General features: G+C 68.7%; 15 protein-coding genes. 10 read left to right on the top strand and 5 right to left on the bottom strand.

The window, feature by feature from the left end:
• Positions 1-4 precede the first annotated feature (4 nt).
• Complete coding sequence (locus ACIP5T_RS09130) at positions 5-967, top strand: pirin family protein (protein ID WP_400862487.1); 963 nt, start codon at positions 5-7, stop codon at positions 965-967.
• Positions 968-1,076: 109 nt separating this feature from the next.
• Here ACIP5T_RS09130 and ACIP5T_RS09135 read toward each other — a convergent pair whose 3' ends face one another.
• Positions 1,077-4,130, bottom strand: coding sequence for a S8 family peptidase (locus ACIP5T_RS09135; protein ID WP_400862489.1), 3,054 nt, complete (start codon positions 4,128-4,130; stop codon positions 1,077-1,079).
• Positions 4,131-4,275: 145 nt separating this feature from the next.
• On the opposite strand from ACIP5T_RS09135, the gene ACIP5T_RS09140 reads away from it, so the two are divergent.
• The 5 genes from ACIP5T_RS09140 to ACIP5T_RS09160 all read left to right on the top strand — a co-directional run bounded on the left by ACIP5T_RS09140 (position 4,276) and on the right by ACIP5T_RS09160 (position 9,148).
• The gene (locus ACIP5T_RS09140) at positions 4,276-4,818 is read left to right on the top strand and encodes an ECF transporter S component (protein WP_400862491.1); all 543 of its coding nucleotides are present in this window, start codon (positions 4,276-4,278) and stop codon (positions 4,816-4,818) included.
• 82 nt (positions 4,819-4,900) lie between these two features.
• A complete protein-coding gene (locus ACIP5T_RS09145) occupies positions 4,901-6,736 on the top strand; it encodes an ABC transporter ATP-binding protein (protein ID WP_400862493.1) in 1,836 nt (611 codons plus the stop codon).
• Positions 6,733-7,551 (top strand): energy-coupling factor transporter transmembrane component T, encoded by an 819-nt coding sequence (locus tag ACIP5T_RS09150; protein WP_400862495.1) that lies wholly within the window; start codon positions 6,733-6,735, stop codon positions 7,549-7,551. Before ACIP5T_RS09145 ends, ACIP5T_RS09150 begins: the two co-directional genes overlap by 4 nt.
• A gap of 11 nt (positions 7,552-7,562) precedes the next feature.
• Positions 7,563-8,438, top strand: coding sequence for a siderophore-interacting protein (locus ACIP5T_RS09155; protein WP_400862496.1), 876 nt, complete (start codon positions 7,563-7,565; stop codon positions 8,436-8,438).
• A 134-nt stretch (positions 8,439-8,572) separates the two neighbouring features.
• On the top strand, positions 8,573-9,148 hold the full coding sequence (locus tag ACIP5T_RS09160) for an ECF transporter S component (protein WP_400862497.1): 576 nt from the start codon (positions 8,573-8,575) through the stop codon (positions 9,146-9,148).
• A gap of 220 nt (positions 9,149-9,368) precedes the next feature.
• On the opposite strand, the gene ACIP5T_RS09165 is transcribed toward ACIP5T_RS09160, so the two are convergent.
• Complete coding sequence (locus ACIP5T_RS09165; RefSeq protein WP_400862499.1) at positions 9,369-10,532, bottom strand: acyl-CoA dehydrogenase family protein; 1,164 nt, start codon at positions 10,530-10,532, stop codon at positions 9,369-9,371.
• A gap of 163 nt (positions 10,533-10,695) precedes the next feature.
• The gene (locus ACIP5T_RS09170) at positions 10,696-11,631 is read right to left on the bottom strand and encodes a M15 family metallopeptidase (protein ID WP_400862501.1); all 936 of its coding nucleotides are present in this window, start codon (positions 11,629-11,631) and stop codon (positions 10,696-10,698) included.
• Between the two features lie 84 nt (positions 11,632-11,715).
• Between ACIP5T_RS09170 and ACIP5T_RS09175 the strand changes: the two genes are divergently transcribed.
• From ACIP5T_RS09175 to ACIP5T_RS09185, 3 genes are read left to right on the top strand one after another with little or no spacing between them, the layout of a single operon-like run.
• The gene (locus ACIP5T_RS09175) at positions 11,716-12,789 is read left to right on the top strand and encodes an Rv2578c family radical SAM protein (protein WP_400862503.1); all 1,074 of its coding nucleotides are present in this window, start codon (positions 11,716-11,718) and stop codon (positions 12,787-12,789) included.
• 40 nt (positions 12,790-12,829) lie between these two features.
• Positions 12,830-13,027 (top strand): hypothetical protein, encoded by a 198-nt coding sequence (locus ACIP5T_RS09180; protein WP_400862505.1) that lies wholly within the window; start codon positions 12,830-12,832, stop codon positions 13,025-13,027.
• Positions 13,028-13,067: 40 nt separating this feature from the next.
• The gene (locus ACIP5T_RS09185) at positions 13,068-13,607 is read left to right on the top strand and encodes a YaeQ family protein (protein WP_400862506.1); all 540 of its coding nucleotides are present in this window, start codon (positions 13,068-13,070) and stop codon (positions 13,605-13,607) included.
• Positions 13,608-13,787: 180 nt separating this feature from the next.
• On the opposite strand, the gene ACIP5T_RS09190 is transcribed toward ACIP5T_RS09185, so the two are convergent.
• Positions 13,788-16,073, bottom strand: a complete 2,286-nt coding sequence (locus tag ACIP5T_RS09190) for a DEAD/DEAH box helicase (protein ID WP_400862508.1) — start codon at positions 16,071-16,073, stop codon at positions 13,788-13,790.
• Positions 16,074-16,366: 293 nt separating this feature from the next.
• Between ACIP5T_RS09190 and ACIP5T_RS09195 the strand changes: the two genes are divergently transcribed.
• Positions 16,367-17,263 carry an aldose 1-epimerase family protein gene (locus tag ACIP5T_RS09195; protein WP_400862509.1) on the top strand — a complete coding sequence of 299 codons (897 nt, stop codon included), beginning with the start codon at positions 16,367-16,369 and terminating at the stop codon, positions 17,261-17,263.
• Positions 17,264-17,421: 158 nt separating this feature from the next.
• Here the strand turns inward: ACIP5T_RS09195 and ACIP5T_RS09200 are convergent, their stop codons facing one another.
• Positions 17,422-20,652, bottom strand: coding sequence for an efflux RND transporter permease subunit (locus ACIP5T_RS09200; protein ID WP_400862511.1), 3,231 nt, complete (start codon positions 20,650-20,652; stop codon positions 17,422-17,424).
• Between the last annotated feature and the right edge of the window lie 2 nt (positions 20,653-20,654).

The following is a 20,654-nucleotide window of genomic DNA, read 5'->3' on the forward strand; positions in this document are numbered from 1 at the left end:
TCGGATGACCGAGATCGCGACCCCCTCCGGTGACGTCCACGCCGAGACACCGATCGGCGAACGACGCCTCGTCCTCGAGCCGCGCGAGGTGCCTCTCGGCGGAGTGCGGGGCATGAATGTGCTGCGCGTGCTGCCTCATCGCAACCTGCCGACGATCGGGGCCTGGTGCTTCCTCGACAGGTTCGGACCCGCAGACACCCGCATGCGCGTCGAACCGCACCCCCACATCGGATTGCAGACGGTCACCTGGCCGTTGGTGGGCGAAATCCGGCACCGCGACTCGCTCGGCAGCGACGCCGACCTGCGGCGCGGACAGCTCAACCTGATGACCGCCGGCAACGGGATCTCGCACTCCGAGTACTCGATCGGCGACGACCCCATCCCCCTCGACGCCCTGCAGTTCTGGGTCGTTCTTCCCGACGGAGCACGCCAGGGAGCGGGTGGGTTCGAGCGTCACACCGACCTTCCTCGGATGAGTCTCACGGCCGAGGAAGGAGCGGATGCCGCCGCCACCGTCGTGCTCGGCGAGCTTGCCGGCGTCGTCTCGCCCGCGACCGTGCACACCCCGATCGTCGGCGCCGAGCTCGTCGTGCCCGCCGGCACCCGCATCCGGCTTCCCCTGCGCCCCGAATGGGAGCACGCGCTGATGCTCGTCGACGGCGACGCGACCGTGTCGACGCACGGGCTGGCACTCAACGACATGCTGTACCTCGGGGACTCGCGGGATGCCGTCGACGTGTCGAGCACGGAGGGCGCGCTGCTCTTCCTCATCGGCGGCGAGCCGTTCGCCGACGAGATCGTCATGTGGTGGAACTTCGCCGGGCGCACCCACGAGGAGATCGTCGAGGCGCGCACCGAGTGGGAAGCCGCATCCGATCGCTTCGGCGTCGTCGAGGGTCACGACGTGCGCATCCCCGCACCTCCCCTGCCCGACGTGCGGCTGATGCCGCGCGGCCGACGGATCTGACGGCACGGATCTGACGGCACGGATCTGACGGCGCGGGCCTTGAGGCGCGGACCCGGACAGCGCGACGACGCCCCGCCCTCCGGAGAGGACGGGGCGTCGGCGTCGACCGCTATTCGGCGTCGACCGTGACGACGGTGCGCACGGCGGACTCTCCGTACTGCACGAGTCCGAGGTAGCGGGTGCCGGCGGTGAGGCCGGTCCAGCTGAGCTCGTAGCTCGTCGCCTGGCCGCGCACGGCCTCGATCGGGTTCGGGGTCGCGGTGAACGCGCCCTCGCCCTCGGGCTGCACGTTGGCGTAGGTCATGTCCCACGTCATCGGAGCCGAGGTCGAATAGACGTTCGCGACGACCAGGTAGGTGCCGGCGGTCGGCGCAGGCAGCGTCACCTGCTCGTCCGCCGATCCCGTCGCCGACTGCCAGCGCTCGTAATAGCGCAGGTCGTCGGGGCTGACGACCCGGTAGACGGTGAGGTCGAGGTCGCTGCCCGCGTCATCCGACGAGTCGAGGTCGAAGCGCGAGAGCGTCGTGCCCTCCGGCACGTCGACGATCCACGACACGTCCTTGTTCCCGTCGCCCGATGCCTCGTCGCCCGAGTGCCCGACGACACGGCCGTCGGGGTCCTCCAGCAGCGAGAACGGAGTCAGACCCGACACCCCGAGAGCGAGAGCGCCGTCGACGCCGGGAGTGATGTCGACCGTGGTCGAACCGTCGACTCCCGTGCCCTCGACCTCGGCCGGAGCATCCGCCGTGACCGGGAACACCGCGATCGGCGACCGCACGGTGTTCTTCTTGCTCGTCCAGGTGAGCGATCCGGTCGCCCACTGCTCGACCGGCGCGCTCTGGTTGTCGAACGTGACCGTGTAGGTCGCGGTCTGACCCGGCTTGTCGAACTTCAGCGTCGACGGCTGCACCGTCACGTTCACGCCGGGCACATCGACGGATGCCGTGAACGTGCCCTTCTCCGTCGCGGTGACCGTGCGGGTGACCGTCTGCGCGCTCGCCAGCGACCCGATCGAGAACGATGCGACGTTGAGGTCGCTGCCGTCGATCGGCTCGCCGGGGAAGTCGGCCAGCCCCTTGCCCTCGAGGAACGCCACCCAGTCGGGCACGTCGTTCAGATACAGCAGACCCGGGTTGAACATGCGCTTCGGGTCGACCTGGCCCGCGCCCTGCTGGAACGGATCGGTGTTCTTCGAGCCGTCGGCGTTCACGGTGTCGTACGCGGTGGTCATCATCGCGGACTTGATCTCTGCCGGCTTGGCGTTGGGCCGCTCACCGAGGTAGAGCGCCGCGAGACCGGCGATGTGCGGAGACGCCATCGACGTTCCCGACAGGATGCCGAAGGTCGGCGCCTCTCCGGGAGCGTTCTGCGTGGCCGCGAGGATCGCGACGCCGGGGGCGGCGATGTCGGGCTTCATGATGTCGCTGCCGTCTGCCAGCATCGGTCCGCGGCTCGAGAACCCGGCGATCTGCGGCACGGGTGTGACCACACCGGTCGTGTTCTCACCGACGAGCGTGATCGGACGATCGACGCCGCCCTGCACGTAGGCGAGCACGGCCGCGCGGTGCACCGAGGACAGGTGCACGGTCGGCACGGCGTGGAAGTCGTTGTCGAGCGAGTCGGCGGCACCGGGCACGTTCACGAGCACGACGCCCATGCCACCGGCATCCTTCACGACCTGCGACTTCTCGGCGCGAGCATTGCCGCCTCGGTCGCAGACCACGATGTGACCCGTGACCTTCGCCGCATCGAGCGTGCCCGGAAGGCAGAGCGCCGCATCGGCGGCAGCCTGACCTGCGGCAGGCGCATCGCCCGCGTAGATCGAGGGCCCGGTGACCGTCGTGCCGAACGGCACGCTCACCGACGCACCCGCCTGGGCGAAGCCGTCGAACTGCACGGTGCCCTCCCACGTGGGGATCGTCGAGGCGGCGACCGTGGTGTACCACGGAGACGCGTGGTCGGCCGTGACGGGGTCGGGGCCGTCGTTGCCCGCGCTGGTCGCCACGAAGACGCCCGCTGCGGCCGCGTTGAAGAACGCGATGTCCTCGGGGGCGAGCACGGTGGATGCCGCACCGCCGCCGATCGAGTAGTTGATCACGTCGACGCCGTCGGCCACTGCCCGGTCGATCGCGGCGATCAGGTCGCTGCCGGCGCAGATGTCGTCGGTCGTGACCGCCTCGTCGGGTCCGACGTAGCAGGCCTTGTAGGCCGCGACCTTGGCCCCGGGCGCGACGCCCGAGATCCTGCCGAAGTCGACGTCCTCGATCGAGGCCTTCACGCCGAAGTTGCCGGCCGCCGTGCTCGCGGTGTGCGAACCGTGGCCGTCGCCGTCACGCGGCGAGAGGTAGTCGTACTGGAAGTCGAATCCGGCCGCCTCGGCGCCGGTGTAGAAGTACTGGGCTCCGATGAGCTTCGACGAGTAGTCGCCCTTGTCCCATTCCTGGGCCTCGACCATCGCAGCCTGGAACTGACCGCCGTCGGACTTGTCGAAGTAGACGAAGGTGCCGTCGGTGTACGGCTGGTTCCCCTTGTGGCGCTTGTCGTTCTTGGGCTGCTTCTTGAGCTTCTTCCCCTCGAACGACGGGTGCTCGGGGGCGATGCCGGTGTCGATGACACCCACGACCACGCCCTCTCCGGCCTTGTCGACCCCACCGGTCTGCTGCCAGACTCCACCGCGGCCCTTCTTGTCATCACCGAGGCCGAGGAAGCTCGTCGAGGTCTGCGCGTCGGGGTGGCGGATGAAGTCGGGGTAGACGTCGTAGACGTCCTTCGACGCACGCAGCTTGTCGACCTGCTCGCCGGTGAGCTCGGCGCTGAAGCCGTTGAGGACGACCTGGTAGCTGATCTCCGGGGTGACGCCGGCCTCCTCGGCGACCGTCTGCTGCTCGGTCTCGAGATGCTGCACGTAGCGCTGCGATTCCTGCGACTGCGTCTCCAGCTGCTCGCCTTCGGCGGGCTTCGTCGCCTTGAGACCGTCGACATCGCCGGTGTAGCTCGCGAGTGGATCGGACTTCAGCACGACGATGTAGTGACCGGGCGTGCCTTCGACCGGAGTGGGGTTTGTCACCTCCTCCGTGCCTGCATAGCCCGCGGTTGCCGTCGATGCGATGAACAGCGTTGCCAGGGTGGTGGCCGCTGCCATCCGGAGGGGTGTTCGACCCATGTGCTTCTCCCGATGATCACGGTGCGACTGCGTTGCCGCACCGCCGTTCAAGCTACGCCCGGCTTCCGTCCACACACCAGAGTCGGGGATTATTCCTGGACGAACGGCCAGCCGTGTCGCCAATGGTCGACAGTAGGCTGGTGGGGTGGCTCCCTCCCCCGTCCTGACGACTCGCGTGCTGCTGGTCTGCGCCGCGATCGGCGTCGCCACCGGCATCCTCGGGGGGATCGCCGGCCTCATCACCCCGGTCGTCATCGCCGCCGCTCCGTATCTCTACGGGCTCGTCCTCGGCTCGCACGTGCTGCCGGGCATCATCGCTCAGGAGGTGCTGCGCCGCCCGTTCGTCGCCCTCGTCACACACGTGTTCGCCGCTCTCATCTCGAGCGCCTTCAATCCGGCTTGGACCCTCCGCTTCATCGGCACGGCACTGCTGTTCGGTGCGATCCAGGAGGGCATCGCCGCGCTCACCCGCTATCGCTCGTGGGGGCCCTGGCGCTTCTTCATCTCCGCCGCGATCATCGGAGTCATCGTGGCGGTCGTGGTGTTCTTCGCCGTGGACCTCGCGACCTTCCCGCTGTGGGTCGAGATCTCCTATCTCGTGATCTCGGTGCTCGGCCCGATCGCGTGGACCGCGATCGGACTCGCGATCGGCGCGTCCCTGAGTCGCGCAGGGGTCGCGCGCCGCTGAGCCACCGCATCCGGCACGTGCGGATCAGGTAAGGCTCAGCTAAGTTAGAACGGTACCGATCCGCCGAAACCGGGGTAATGCCGTGCGCCAATCCGCGCCCCTTCTCCGCGTGCGTGACCTCTCGATCACCCACGCCGATGCGGTGCACCCCTCGCCTCGCGACGTCACATTCGACATCGACCCCGGCGAGGTCGTGCTGCTCCTCGGTCCCTCCGGTTCGGGCAAGTCGACGCTCACCCTCGCACTCAACGGGCTCATCCCCCACGCCGTGCCCGCCACGATGAGCGGCTCGGTCGAAGCCGGCGGCGTCAGCACGGCCGAAGCCGACACCGCAGCACTGAGCACCCACGTCGCGATGGTCTTCCAGGACCCGGATGCGCAGATCGTCACCGGCACCGTCTACGACGAAGTCGCGTTCGGCCCCGAGAACCTGCTGCTCCCTCTCGACGAGGTGCACGCCAGGACGGCCGACGCGCTCGGTCGCGTGGGCCTGTGGGAGCGACGAGACGAGAACCCCGACCGACTGTCGGGCGGTGGACGCCAACGCCTCGCGATCGCGTGCGCGCTGGCCATGGGGTCACCGCTGATCGTGCTCGACGAGCCGACTGCGAACCTCGACCCGCAGGGCATCGACGATGTCTACGCCGCCCTGACCGACGTGGTCGCGGCGGGCGATCGGGCCATCCTGCTCGTCGAGCACAACCTCGACGCGGCGATGGGCTTCGTCACCCGCACGATCGTGCTCGACCGCGCCGGGCACGTGGCGTTCGACGGCTCGGCGGCCGAGATCATCCGCACCCACGCCGCCGAGCTGCTGGCCATGGGGGTCTGGCTCCCCGGGGCGACGCTCGCGGCACTGCGGATGCAGGATGCCGGAACCGCGCCCTTCGACCAGCTGCCGCTCACCCCCGCCGAGCTCGCCACCGCGCTCGCCGAGGCCACGGCGCTCTCCACGCCCCCAGCGTCCACATCCCCCGCATCCACAGCTCCGGCATCCACGCCTCCCGCCATGTCCCGTCTGCAGGACCGGGGCACGGATGCAGGATCAGAAACCGCTGTCTCACCCGGCATCCGTGCTTCCGTCCTGCAGCCGGGCGCCGCCTCGCGACCGACGGCCGCCCCGCCGATGGAAGGGACGGGTTGCGCAGACGGCGACACCGCGCCGATCATCAGCGCCCGAGGCCTCACCGTTCGCCGCCACCGCACCGAGATCCTGCACGGCATCGATCTCGACATCGAGCCGGGCACCCTCACGGCGATCATCGGCACCAACGGTGCGGGCAAGACCACGCTGCTGCAGGCGCTCGCCGGCGTCGTCCCGCCGCCGAAGCGCCAGGTGACGGTCGACGGCATCGATCCGGGAGCGGCCTCGCCCCGCGAGCTCGCGAGCCGCATCGGGTTCGTGTTCCAGAACCCCGAGCACCAGTTCATCGCGCACACGGTGTTCGACGAGCTGGCGCACGGGCTCCGACTGCGGCACACCCCGGATGCCGAGACGCGCGAACGCGTCGATGCCATGCTCGCCCGCTTCGGACTCGAAGCCAAGGCCGACGTGCATCCCTTCCTCCTCTCGGGCGGCGAGAAGCGCCGCCTCTCGGTCGGCACCGCGCTGATCACCCGCCCTCGGGTGCTCGCCCTCGACGAGCCGACCTTCGGACAGGATCGCGCGCGAGCCTCCGAGCTCCTCGCCCTGCTGCGCGACCTGCGCACCGAGGGAACGACGATCGTCATCGTGACCCACGACCTCCAGCTCGTCGCGGAGCACACCTCGCACACCGTCATCCTCAAGGCAGGACGTGTGCACGCAGCCGGCCGCACCGATGCGCTCTTCGGCGACGAGACACCGTTCCTCGCGGCGGGACTCCGGTTGCCGGCGCTGCAGCGCATGCTGGCTGAAGCGGGGCAGGCGATCGCATGAGCGCGCACGCATTCGACCCCTACGCCGCCGTGTCGGCATCCTCCCCGCGCCAGTTCCTGTATGCGCTCAACCCGCTGTCAAAGGTGGCCGGAGTCGCCCCGGCGATGGTGATGCTGATCTTCGTGCGCGACCTCGCCACACCCGCCGCGTTTCTCGTGCTGGCTCTCGCGCTGATCGTCGCGGGCTCCCGCGTGACCTGGCGGACGGCCGCGCTGCTGTTCGTCGCGCTGCCGGTGGGGATGCTCGCGATCGGGATCGGGTTCTCTGTCTGGGTCGATGCCTCGCTCGTCGACGGGACTCGCGCGGCGCTGCAGATCGGCGAATGGACGCTGTATCAGGGCGCTCTCGAGATCGGCTTCGCCACGGCTCTGCGCCTCGGCTCGATCGTCGCCCTGGCGCTCATCGGCGGTCTGACCACCACCGGCCCCGACCTCGTGCGCGCCAGCGTGCAGCAGCTGCGGGTGCCATATCGCATCGGTTACACAGCGCTGGCGGCCTTCCGCTTCGTGCCGCGGTTCGGGCATGAGCTCGCAGTGATCCGGGCCGCTCATCGTGTGCGGGGTCATCACGGCGGCAGCGGTCCGTTCGCGCGCATCGCCCGGGGATGGGGGTACATCGTGCCTCTGCTCGCCGGAGCGATCCGCCACGCCGAACGCGTCGCTCTCGCCATGGACTCCCGCGCCTTCGGCGCCCACCCGACGCGCACCGAGCGTCACCTCGTGCCGTTCCGCACCCGCGACACCGTCTTCATCATCGCCTCGATCGCCGCATCCGCCGCGATCTTCGTGCTCTTCTTCCCCTGGCAGCTGCCCTGAAAGGCGCCCGCATGGCATACAGCAAACTCGTCAAGCCCGAGTCGGCCGAACTCATCCACCTCAGCGTGCTGCGCACCGAGCGCCTCTCAGAGCACTGGATGAGGGTCACTCTCGGCGGAGGCGAGATCGAGAAGTTCCACCCGATGGGCTTCGACCAGTGGTTCCGCCTGTTCCTGCCGATCGGCGGCGACGCGGGCCTCGACCGCGTCCCCGCGAAGGCGAACAAGATGTTCGGATACCTCAAGTTCCTCCGCATCCCCGACGGCGAGCGCCCCGTCATGCGCAACTACAGCGTGCGCGCATACCGCCCGGCGACGGCAGAGTCGGGCGCCGAGATCGACGTCGACTTCGTGCTGCACGGGTCGGCGACCGACGGCACGGCCGGCCCCGCGTCGCGGTGGGCTGAGACCTGCGCACCCGGCGAGCACGTGTTGATCATCGACGAGGGCCTGACGTTCAACCCGCAGCGCGGAACGGATCGCGTCGTGCTGGTCGGCGATGAGACGGCGCTGCCCGCGATCGCCTCGATCTGCGCCTCGCTGCCCGCGCATGCCACAGGCACAGCGATCGTCGAGGTGCCGTCCGAAGAAGACGCACTCGAGTTCTCGCATCCGTCCGGCGTCGACGTCGTCTGGCTCGTGCGTCCGCACGAGTTCGACCCAGGGTCGTTCGCCCTCGCCCGACTGCGCGAGCTGGCACTACCCGACGCGCAGTTCCACGCGTACGCGGCGGGCGAGCAATCGTTGGCCTCCGGTGCACGCAAGCACCTCGTCGGCGAGCGCGGTGTCGACAAGAACGACGTCAGCTTCTGTGGATACTGGAAGATCGGCGCCGCATCGCCCACGTCGAAGGCGGCCCGCGATGCGGCTGCGGAGCCGCTCGCATGAACGGCGCGGATGCTGTGGACGGTGCGGATGCCGTGAGCTCGAACCCCTATGCGGAAGCGTCGGCCGGTGCGGGGTCAGAAACGCACCGCGCACCCGGTGCGGGGTCAGAAACGCACCGCGAATCGGCTTCCGGGGTGCAGAATCGACCCCGCACCGGGGGTGGACGCGCGCGTTTCCGCTTCCCGACGGCGATCCTGCTCACCTGCGCCGCACTCGGCGTCGCCGGCGGAGCGCTGCTGGCTCCCGCCAACTGGATCTCGACGATCCTCTTCCCGGGCCTCCCTTTCGTGAGCGTCGGGCTCGCCGGGCTCTGGCTGCTCCCCTCGGTCATCGCCCTGCGCCTGCTGCGGCGCCCCCTCGTGGGTCTGCTGGTGGGACTCCTGGCCGGACTCGTCATCGTCCCCTTCTCGGGATACGGCTTCAGCAGTGTGGCCACGAACCTGTGGTGGGCGGCGTTCACCGAGCTGCCGTTCCTCTTCGTGCTGTGGCGCTACTGGGGAACCTGGATGCACTACCTCGGCGCCGCTATCGTCGGCATCGTCTATCCGGTGCTCGCCTGGGCCTCGTTCAACCTCGGCAGCTTCGACCTCCCCCTGCAGATCACCTTCTTCGCAGTGACCCTCGTCAGCTGTCTCGGCGGCACCGCCCTCGGCATCCTGATCGCCGATCGACTGCGGAAGGCCGGAGTCGGAGCCCGCCTGCCGCGCTGACCGCGCTCGGCTGAACTCCGTCAGGAGTCTCTCCTCCGGGCACACCTTCGGATGCCGGTGTGCGGCGCGCTCTGCTGCGGCATCCGACTCCGGCGCGTCGCGCCCGCCCTCCGAATCTGTGCCCGCTGACATGGATCCGCTCGACACCGAACCCTGCTTCCGCCGCACACACGAAGGGCCCCGGATGCCGGCATCCGGGGCCCTTCGAATCAGCGATGCGTCAGCGCTTGCCGACGATCTGACGACCGACGAGGTCGCGCATGATCTCGTTCGTGCCGCCGTAGATGCGGTGCACGCGGGCATCGGTGAAGGCCCGGGCGATCGGGTACTCCATGATGTAGCCGTAGCCGCCGTGCAGTTGCACACCGATGTCGAGCACCTCCCACTCGCGCTCGGTGGCCCAGAACTTGACCTTCGCGGCATCCTCGGCGGTGAGAGTGCTGTTCTTGTAGGCGAGCAGTGCGCGATCGATGTACGCCCACATCGCGTCGGTGGTCGCGGCCATGTCGGCGAGCCGGAACCGTGTGTTCTGGAAGTCGGCGATGCGCTCGCCGAACGCCTCGCGGTCCTTCGTGTAGGCGACGGTCCAATCGAAGGCCGCCTGAGCGGCAGCGGCCGCGGCCACGCCGATCGACAGACGCTCGAGCGGCAGGTTCAGCATCAGCTGGATGAACCCCTGCCCCTCCTTGCCGCTGATGAGGTTCTCGTCGGGGATGAACACGTCGGTGAAGCTGAGCTCAGCCGTGTCCCAGCCGTGGAAGCCCATCTTGCTGAGCTTCTTTCCCTGGTCGAAGCCCTCCATGCCCTTCTCCACGAGCAGCAGGCTGAACGCGTCGGGCCGGTTGCCCTCACCGGTCTTGACGAAGGTCACCACGACGTCGGCCGTCGAGCCGGACGAGATGAACGTCTTGGCGCCGTTGAGGATGTAGCCCCCGTCGACCTTCTTGGCGTTGGTCTTGATGCCGCGCAGGTCGGAGCCCGCACCAGGGTCGGTCATGGCGAGCGCGCCGAGCACCTCGCCCGTGGCCATGCGGGGCAGCCACTTCTCCTTCTGCTCCTGCGTGCCCATGTGCACGAGGTAGGGCACGGCCAGGTCGTCCTGAATGCCGAAGGCACCGGCCAGCGAACCTGCACCGGAGGCGATGACCTCCTCCATCACGATGGTCCGGAAACGATAGTCCTGCAGCATGCCGGCACCGCCAAACTCCTCGGGGACGGACAGCCCGATCAGGCCCGCCTCGCCGGCCGCGAGCATGGTCGCCCGGTCGATCTCACCCGCGGCATCCCACCGCTCGATCGCCTCGTTGTTCACGTGGCGCTTGACGAAGTCCTTGACGAGGTCGCGGAAGGCCTCGTGATCCTCTTCGTAGATGTCGCGTTCCATTGCGTCCTCCCGAACGTTCGTGCGTCTTTGCTCCGGCGATTCTATGCCGGGTCACCGACACCACGACAGCCCGTTGTGAGAATGCATCCCACAATCGGTGAGACTGGGTACCGCGATTGTCGGATGCCGCAATGCAGCGATTTGAAGGCCGACGACCCGTCGGTCAGTGCGCGTAATCGGGGGCGGCAGGGAGTCCGAAGAACTCCTCCAGCGTGTGATATCCGCCCTGGTGGTAGGCGGCCGCGAGCTCGCGGCCGAGGTAGCGCAGATGCCACGGCTCTGGCTTGTACCCCGTGATGCCCGAACCGACCTGCTCGTAGCGCACGATGAAGCCGTACTCCCAGGCGTTCGCCGCGATCCACTCGCCCTGCACCGTCGCCCCGAACGACTCGATGGCCCCGCACGACGAGTCGCACGCGACCAGATCGAGTGCGAGCCCGGTCTGGTGCTCACTGTGCCCGGCGCGCGCCGACGAGGCATCCGCCCCGGCCTGTCCGCTGTTCCGCACATGCGCTGCGTGAGTCGCGACCTGCAGGTCGTACGACCGGTAGCCGTTGTTCGCACCGATGCGCCCCGCTCCCTCGGCGGCTGCGGCGTCGGCCATCTCCCCGACCGCCGCCGCGACGTCTGTCCGGGCCTGCCCCGAGCGAGTCGTCATCTGCAGGGGAAGGTCGGCGAGCGACGACGGAGCGAAGGAGAGCGGGACGAGGGGACGAGCCTTGTTCACGACCACCCAGACATGGGCGGGATCGTCGAGTGCGATGCAGGGCGCATTGCCCGCCACGACTGCGGCCCGGAAGCTCTCGCCGCCGCCGAAGCCGGCGATGATCGCCGAATCGTCGGCGACCGCTATCGCGTCGAGCACACTCGGCTCCGAACACGGATCGGCAGCGGTGGTCGCACCGACCTCGACTGCCGGCACCTCCTGCACCGCCACCGGCTGCGGCATCGCCGACTCTGCCGGCGCCGATGCGGCGATGGGCGCGCCCGCGATCGACAGCAGAATGCCGATCGCCGTCACCGCGAGTCCGATGGGCAACGCGGGTCCGCGGATCGGGGAGCGCTGTGCCGCATGCTGAGGCTGCGGCGGGAAGAACATGCTCCCATTCTCCCTTAAGTCGGATCGAACAGAATTCCCATCCCCGGGTTGACGTTCTATCGTCATTATGTTCGAATTGACCGCATGCGGTGGCAAGGACAGAAACTCGGCGACGTCGATGCCGCCGCGCTGCCCGGCCTCGAACAGCGCTCCGGCGTGCTCCGCACCGTGACCACTCCCGATTTCGCGGGCATGACATTCCATGAGGTGCTGTCGAAGTCCGCGCTCAACCATGTTCCCGGCGCATCGCGTATGCCGTTCTCGTGGACCATCAACCCCTATCGCGGATGCAGTCATGCCTGCGTCTACTGCTTCGCTCGAGGAACACACGAGTACCTCGATCTCGACGGCGGCGCGGACTTCGACTCGCAGATCGTCGTGAAGGTCAACGTCGTCGAGGTGCTGCAGAGAGAGCTGCGCAAAGGCAGCTGGGAGCACGAGACCGTCGCTCTGGGCACGAACACCGATCCTTATCAGCGCGCCGAGGGCCGGTACAAGCTGATGCCGGGGATCATCGACGCCCTCGCCGCGTCGGGCACCCCGATGTCGATCCTCACCAAGGGCACGCTGATCAGACGCGACATCCCGCTGCTGGTCAAGGCCGCACAGCGGGTGCCCGTCGACATCCAGATGTCCATCGCGATGTACGACGACGAGCTGCAGAAGGCGATCGAGCCCGGCACCCCGACGACGCAGGCACGGCTCGACACGGTACGAGCGCTGCGGGATGCAGGCTTCCGGGTGACCGTGTTCCTGATGCCGATCATGCCCCACATGACCGACTCGGTCGAGGCGATCGACACCGCCCTGCGGCGCATCAAGGAGGCGGGGGCGAATCGCGTCGTCTACGGCGCTCTCCACCTGCGCGCCGGTGTGAAGCCCTGGTTCATGCAGTGGCTCGGCGAGTTCCGTCCCGACCTGCTCTCGTCCTATCGGGGGCTGTATCCCGGCGTCTCGGCCGAGGCGCCGAAGGGGTATCGACAGTGGCTCGCCAAGCGGGCCCGACCGCTCATCAGGCTGCACGGACTCGACGGGCAGCACGAGGACGACTACCCGGTGCGCGGCATCCGGGCATCCGCGCCGCACGGGCGCCCGGCTCCCGCGTTCTCGCCATCGTCCACGGCCGCGCCCGCTCCCTCTCAGCCGATGCTGTTCTGAGTCGCCGAAGGCGCGTCACCGCCGCACTAGGTTGGACAGCATGTTCCGCGGATACGTCGCCCTGTTGTTCCTCGCCGGCCTCGCCGCCACCGTCTTCGGCACGTTGGTGCCCCTGGGCGGCGGCACGACGGTGGCGATGGTGGGCGCAGCGGCCCTCGGCGCATCGTTCGTCCTGATCGGGGTCGTGCTCCTGAGAGACCGGGACGGCGCATCCCGCGGGTCCCGCGCATCGCGCTGACGGTCGGGCGCACCGTTCAGGGCGCGTAGGCTCGAGCGTTATGGCTACCGGCTCCACGATGCACACGTTCGACGTCCAGTTGGCCGACATGGATCGTGGTGTGTACGACGACTTCTCGCTGCGCGTGGCGCGGCATCCGTCCGAGACCGACGCATACATGCTGACCCGCGTGCTCGCCTACGGGCTCGAGTTCACCGAGGGCATCACGTTCGGCGGAGGCATCTCGCAGACCGATGAGCCGGCCGTGCTCGTTCGCGACCTCACCGGCCAGATCACCGCATGGATAGAGGTCGGAGCCCCCGACGCCGAACGTCTGCACTACGGCAGCCGGCTCGCCGAGCGCACGGTCGTCTACACGCACCGCGATCCCGCCAAGGTCATGGCGCCGTGGGCCGACAAGCGCATCCACCGTTCAGAGGACATCCGGGTCTTCAGCTTCGACGCCGGCTTCGTCGAGTCGGCCGCGCCGCTCATCGCACGCCGCAACACGATGACGCTCACCGTCACCGAGCAGGTGCTCTATCTCGACCTCAACGGCACGACGCTGACGACAGCGATCCACGAGAACGAGCTCGCCTGAGCCCAGCACCCCCTCGGGAGGAGAACTCCCTGTCGGGAGGATGCTTCGCGCTCATTTCTCCTCCCGAGGGGGAGTTCTCCTCCCGAGCGCACGTCGATGTGCCGCGCATCGCACCGCCCACGGCAACGACGAAGGCCCCGCCGCCGCGAATGCGGGAGCGGGGCCTTCGAACGTGACGGATCAGGCCGTGAGGTCTGACGCGGTCGGCACGCGACCGGCGATCTCCTCGATCAGGTCGTCGTTCAGGCGAGCATTCTCGAACGGGGCGTCGATCTCGGCGCGCTCCAGCAGCTCAGTCATGCGGCGCTGACGCTGACGTGTGATCAGCGTCACGACGCGGCCCGAACGACCGGCGCGGCCGGTGCGACCCGAACGGTGCAGGTACGTCTTGTACTCGTCGGGGGCGTCGGCCTGGACGACCAGGTCGATGTCGTCGACGTGGATGCCGCGGGCCGCGACATCGGTGGCGACGAGCACGTTCACTCGGCCCGAGGTCAGACGCTCGAGGTTTCGTGTGCGCTTGGCCTGGTTGAGGTCACCGTGCAGCGAGACCGCGGGGATGCCGGCGTCGTCGAACTGCTCGGCGAGCATGTCGGCGTACGCACGGGTGCGGGCGAAGACGAGTGTCTTGCCCTCGCGGTCGACGAGGGACGTGAGGATGTCGGCCTTGTCGCGGTGCTCGATCACGAGCACGCGGTGCTCGATGGTGCTCGACTCCTGGTCTTCACCGGCGACCTCGTAGACGGCCGGGTCGACGAGGAACTCGTCGACGAGAGCCGCGACCTCGCGGTCGAGCGTGGCCGAGAAGAGGAGCTTCTGGCTGCCGTCTGCCGTGTGACGCAGGATGCGCTGCACGGGCTCGACGAATCCGAGTTCGCACATGTGGTCGGCCTCGTCGAGCACGGCGATCTGGCAGTCCGAGAGGTCGAGCTTGCCCTGGTTGATCAGGTCCTCGATGCGACCGGGGGTGCCGATGACGATGTCGACGCCCTTCTTCAGCGCACCCACCTGGCGGCCCTGGGGAACACCACCGTAGATCTGCGTGGTGAAGAGGCCGACGCTGCGGGCGATCGGCTGGATCGTGCCGTCGATCTGCAGCGCGAGCTCGCGCGTCGGAGCGAGGATGATCGCGCGGGGCTTGCGGCCGAATTCACGACGCTTGCCTGCCTGCGACTGCAGCACGCGCTCGACGAGCGGAGCGCCGAAGGCGATGGTCTTTCCCGAACCGGTGCGACCGCGGGCGAGGACATCGCGCCCCTTGAGCACCGCCGGGATGCTGGCTGCCTGGATCGGGAACGGCGTCGCCGCGCCCATGCCCGCGAGGGTCTCGACGATGTTGGACCCGAGACCGAGGTCGCCGAAGGTCACACCGTCGACCTCGACGGCTGCGACGGACTTCGCCTCGAGGCGCTCGTGCACGACGTCGTCCGTCGGCTCGAACTTCTTGGCGGGTGCCGCGCTCGAGGTGGCGTTCCAGTCGTTACGGCTGGGGCGCTCGTTGCGCGACGGCCGCCCGCGGGTGTCCGACGTCAACGGGCGGGGACGCTCGGTGCGGTACGCGCCACCGGTCGAGGGACGCGAACGCTCGTCGCGGCCACCCTCGATCGAACGCTGGGTGCGGTCACGGTCGAAGGCACGACGCGCACGGTCGGCGTCGTAGGAGCGCTCCGAGCGCTCAGCGCCACCGCGGTCATCCCGACGCGGGCCTGCGCCACGGTCGTCACGACGAGGACGGTCGTCGCGGTCGAAGCGGGGACGCTCGGATGCTGCGCGGTCGAAGCGGGGACGCTCGGTGCGGTCGCCCGAACGGGCAGGACGGTCGTCGCGGTTGAAGCGCTGGCCACCGCGGTCGTCACGGAAGCCACCGGGACGCTGGTCACGGCGGTCGTCACGACCCGGACGTCCGCCATCGCGGTGATCGTTGTCGCGGAAGCCCTGGCGCTGCATGCCGGCACCGCGGTCGTCACGGCGCGGACGCTCGTCACGCTGGCCGCCGCGCTCATCGCGGTACGTGCCGGGACCGGTCGGACGCTGGCCACCGCGGTCATCGCGGCGCGGACGGTCGAAGCCCGCGGAGGAGCGGTCGTTGTAGCGCGGACGGTCGTCGCGGTTGTGCGGTGCCTCGCGGCGACCCGACTCGGCACGGTTGCGGATGCCGCGGGACTCGTCGCGACCCGCACGCTCCTGCGACGACCAGCGCTGCTTGGGGGCGCCGCCCTCTTCGGCCGGACGGTAGCCGCGGTGGCCGACGCTGCGGCTGCCAGGGCGACGGTCGAATCCGGCTGCCGGGGTGCGGCGCTCACCGGCATCCGCGCGTCCGCCTCGTGCATCGCGGGAATCGCGGGTGTCGCGGGCGCCGTCACGGCCGCCGTTGTGGCGGTCGTGGAACGAGGTCTTGTTCGCGCCGTAGCGCGGCTCGAAATTCGCGGAGGGGCGACCGCCGCGGGGCTTTTTGTTCTTGGGCATGAGGGTGTCCTTCTGAGTTCTCGCCACGAGAACGGCGCCGCGCACACGCGCGGTACCCTGCGCGCGATCGGATGCGACCACGCGGGGTTTCCGGACTGTCAGCGGCCGGGGCCATTCATGTGATGGTTGATTAGCGTCGAGCGACGCTCACCATCGGCCCCTGGACTCACACTTCTTACACAAAAACGTCCGCGCGCTGCGCGGGTGTCCGAAGCCGACGCATCAAGTGTAGCGGTCGCACCTGAAAGAGTCCCCAGTCCCATGACCGATGCAGGTCGCCATACGATTGCGGAGTGAACTCCGCATCCCCCACCGGCACGCAGGTGCACCTCCAGCTCGGCGACGTCAGCGCTCAGATCGCGCAGGTCGGCGCCTCCCTCCGTTCCCTCCGCATCGGATCGGTCGACCTGATCGCCCCGTATCCGCTCGACTCGCCGACGCCCTCGTGCTCCGGTGTCGTGCTCGCTCCCTGGCCGAACCGGGTCCGGGACGGACTCTGGAACGACGAGGGCACGGAGCGGCAGCTCGCCATCACTGAGCCGAAGTTCATGAATGCCAGCCACGGGCTGCTGCGGTTCACGGCGTACGCGATCGAGGAGACGGCCTCGGCGACCACGCTGAGCGCGACGATCGTGCCCCAGACCGGCTACCCGTATCTGATCGAGACGAGCGTCACGTACGTGCTGCGAGCCGACGGCATCGATGTCACGCACGCGCTGACCAACCGCTCTGCCACTGCAGCGCCGGTCGCACTCGGCACTCACCCGTTCGTCACGATCGGCGATGTCGATCCGCGCGACCTCGTGCTGCGGGTGCCTGCGCAGACCGCGTTCGACACCGACGAGCGGATGCTCCCCACCGGCACCCGTCCGGCCGATGCCGCGCTGCGTGACGGCGTTCGGGTCGGCGATGCGAGCCTCGACACGGGCTTCAGCGACCTCGAGCGCGATGCCGACGGACTCGTGCGGCACTCGCTGACCGCACCGGACGGCCGTCGACTCACCGTCTGGCAGGGCGCGGGCTTCGACTTCGTGCAGGTCTACACGACCGACAAGTATCCGGGGCAGTCGCTCGCCGTCGCGATCGAGCCCATGACCGCGCCCGCCGATGCGCTGAACAGCGGTGTCGGCCTGCGGCGCTTGGCTCCCGGGGAGACCTGGACCCTCGAGTGGGGCATCACGCTCGACTGAGTTCGGACGCCTCGGCTCCGTAACTCCGGAGTTGCGGTGCGGGCCGCACAGCGCGACCCGCGTGCACAGCTCAGCAGGAAACGGCCGACGCCCGCCCGGAATGAGGTTCCGGGCGGGCGTCAGTCTCGGTCGTGAAGAATACGGGACGGCGAGGGCGACTACTCGCCGCGCTCGCGCAACTCCCGGCGGGTCAGCTGATTCGCGTGCGGCAGCGCCGAACCCGACTCCGACGAGCCCGATTCCGACACACCCGCGCCGGCCAGCGCCAGGTCGCCCGGGGAACGAGGGCCGTCCGAGGGATCCGAGTCGTCGTTCGGCGCAGAGCCGTCGCCACCCGAACCCGACTTGCGGGCACGGCGCCGCTCCTTCGCGCCCTCGACGAGGTTGTAGAGCGTCGGAAGCACGATCAGCGTGAGCACCGTCGACGAGAGCAGTCCGCCGATCACGACGATCGCGAGCGGCTGCGAGATGAAGCCGCCGTGACCGGTGATGCCGAGTGCCATCGGGGTCAGCGCGAGGATCGTCGCGAGAGCTGTCATGAGGATCGGCCGCAGACGCTTCTCACCACCGGCCTTGACCGCAGCGAGCGTCGACAGACCCTTCTCCCGATACTGATTCACGAGGTCGATGAGCACGATCGCGTTCGTCACCACGATGCCGATCAGCATCAGCACGCCGATCAGCGATGCGACGCCGAGCGGCACGCCCGTCACGATCTGCAGCAGGATCGCGCCTGTCGCCGCGAACGGCACCGACACAAGCAGCAGCAGCGGCTGACGCAGCGACTTGAAGGTCGCCACCATCACGACGTAGACGATCAGGATCGCCGCGAGCATCGCGAGTCCGAGCTGCGAGAACGAATCGGCCTGCTGCGAGGCGACTCCGCCGACCTCGGCCGACGCGCCGTCAGGCAGATCGACCGCGGCGAGCGCCTCGGTGACCGACTGGGTCGCCACGGCGAGGTTGTCGGATGCCGGGGGCACGGTGATCGTGGCGGTGCGGCGTCCCTGCTCGGTGGTGATCGAGGTCGGGCCGTTGCGCTCCTCGACGGTGGCGATGTCCTGCAGCTGCACCACACCGGCAGCGCTCGGGATCGCCAGCTCGCGCAGGGCCTGCGCGGTGGCCGGCGGCTCGGAGGCCGCGAGGTAGATCGTCAGCGCGGTGTCGTCGATCTCGACGGTTCCGACCTGTTCCGGGCGCATCGTGTTCGAGACGATCGATCCGACCGCCACCTCCGACAGTCCGCGCTGCGCCGCGGCGTCGCGGTCGACGACCACGGCGAGGTAGGGCAGTGCTGCGGCGAGGTTGTCGGTGATCTGTCCGATGCCGTCGCGTCCGTCGAGCTCGTCGATGACCGCAGTCGTGGCGGTCTGCAGGTCTTCGGAGTCGGATGCCGAGACGGTGATCTCGATGTCGCTCGAGCCGAGTCCGGCAGAGGCGGCGACCGACACCTCGCCGACGTCGGTGAGCCCCTCGATGGCATCCTGCACGTCGGTTCGGAGCTGCTCCTGGTCGGCATCCGCGTCGGTGAGCACTGAGTAGGTCACGCCGGCTCCGCCGGAGAACGCATCGCGCAGTGCGGATCCGCTCGAGCCGATCGAGGCCTGCACGTGGGTGATGCCGTCGATGTCGAGCAGTGCGTCCTCGACGGCGATCGCCGCCTCGGACTTGGTCTCGAGGCTCGCGGTCGGACCGAGGTCCTGCGTCACCGTCATGGTGTTCTGGCCCGAGTCGCTGAGGAAGTTGATCTTCATCAGCGGTGCGGCGGCGAGCGTCGCACCGAGCACGACGACCGCGAGGACCACGGTCAGACCGGAGTGCTTCAGTGTCCACCCGAGGATCGGGCGATACGCCTTCTGGAGCCGCGTGGGCGGGGCGTCGGGGTCTTCGGGGTCGATCTGCGCGCCGTGCTCGTCGAGCAGCGGCTTGCCGGGACGGAGGAACCAGTACGCGAGCACCGGCACGATGGTCAGCGACACCAGCAGCGAGGCGACCATGGCGATCGACACCGTCATGGCGAACGGCCGGAACAGCTCGCCGACCATGTCGCCGACGAACACGATCGGCAGGAACACCGCCACGGTGGTGATGGTCGACGAGGTGACGGCCATCGCCACCTCTCGCACGGCCAGCCGGATCGCGTCTCCCTTGTCGGCGTCGCCGACATAGTGCCTCTTGATGTTCTCGATCACGACGATCGAGTCGTCGACCACACGGCCGATCGCGATCGTGAGCGCGCCGAGGGTGAGGATGTTCAGCGAGTAGCCGAACGCCTGCAATCCGATGAAGGTGATCAGCACGCTGGTCGGGATCGAGATGGCGGTCACGAGCGTCGAGCGGATCGACATCAGGAACACGAGGATGACGATCACTGCGAAGACGAGTCCGAGCAGACCCTCTGTGGCGAGGGTCTCGATGGACTGCTGGATGAAGGGCGCCTGGTCGAAGATGATCGTGAACTCGGCGTCGGGGAAGGCTTCGCCGATGGTGTCGAGTGCGGCGATGACCCCCTGCGACACCTCGACGGTGTTCGCCGCCGGCAGCTTGGTGATCGAGATCGACAGGGCGTCCTCGCCGTCGACACGCGAGATCGACGAGATGGGGTCGGTCTCCTGCACGACGGTGGCGACGTCACCGATCGTCTCGGTCGTGCCGACGAGCGGCAATGCGGCCAGCTCATCGACAGAGGTGATCTTCGCACCGGTCTGCACGGTGAGCGTCTGACCGTTCTCGGTGATGTCGCCACCGGGGAACAGCGTGCCGTTCTGCTGCAACGCCGTGGTGATCGCCTGCGTGCTCTGACCGGCCGCCGCGAGTTTCGCGACGTCGGGCGTGATCGTGATGCGCTGGCCGACGCCGCCGATGATCTCCGCGGCATTCACGCCGTCGACGTCTTCGAGCTCGGGGATGGCGACGCTCTGCAGTTCCGCCTGCGCGTTCTCGGCATCCTCGAAGCCCGTCACGGCGACCTGGATCACAGGAAAATCGTCGATCGACACCGTCAGCACCTGCGGGCTCACATCTTCGGGCAGTTGACCGGAGATGCGGTTGATCGCCTGCTGGATCTTCTGCTCCGCCGTCGCGAGGTTCGTTCCGTAGGCGAACGTCGCCTGCACGATCGAAGCGTTCGTCGTGCTCGTGGCGGTGGTGCCCTCGAGACCGGGAACACCCTGGATCGCCGATTCGATGGGGGTCGAGACGTCGTTCTCGACGACCTCGGGCGAGGCGCCGGGGTAGGTCGTCATGACCATCAGGTTGGGCAGCTCGAGCGACGGGATGAGCTCCTGCTTGAGGTTCGTCAGAGCGAGCCCGCCGAACACGGCGGCGACGATCGTGATCAACGCGATCAGTGCGCGGTTCTTGAGGCTCAGGACGGCGAGGTTCGACAAGG

Source organism: Microbacterium sp. NPDC088619 (genome assembly GCF_044752825.1).
In the GTDB taxonomy this organism is placed as follows: domain Bacteria; phylum Actinomycetota; class Actinomycetes; order Actinomycetales; family Microbacteriaceae; genus Microbacterium.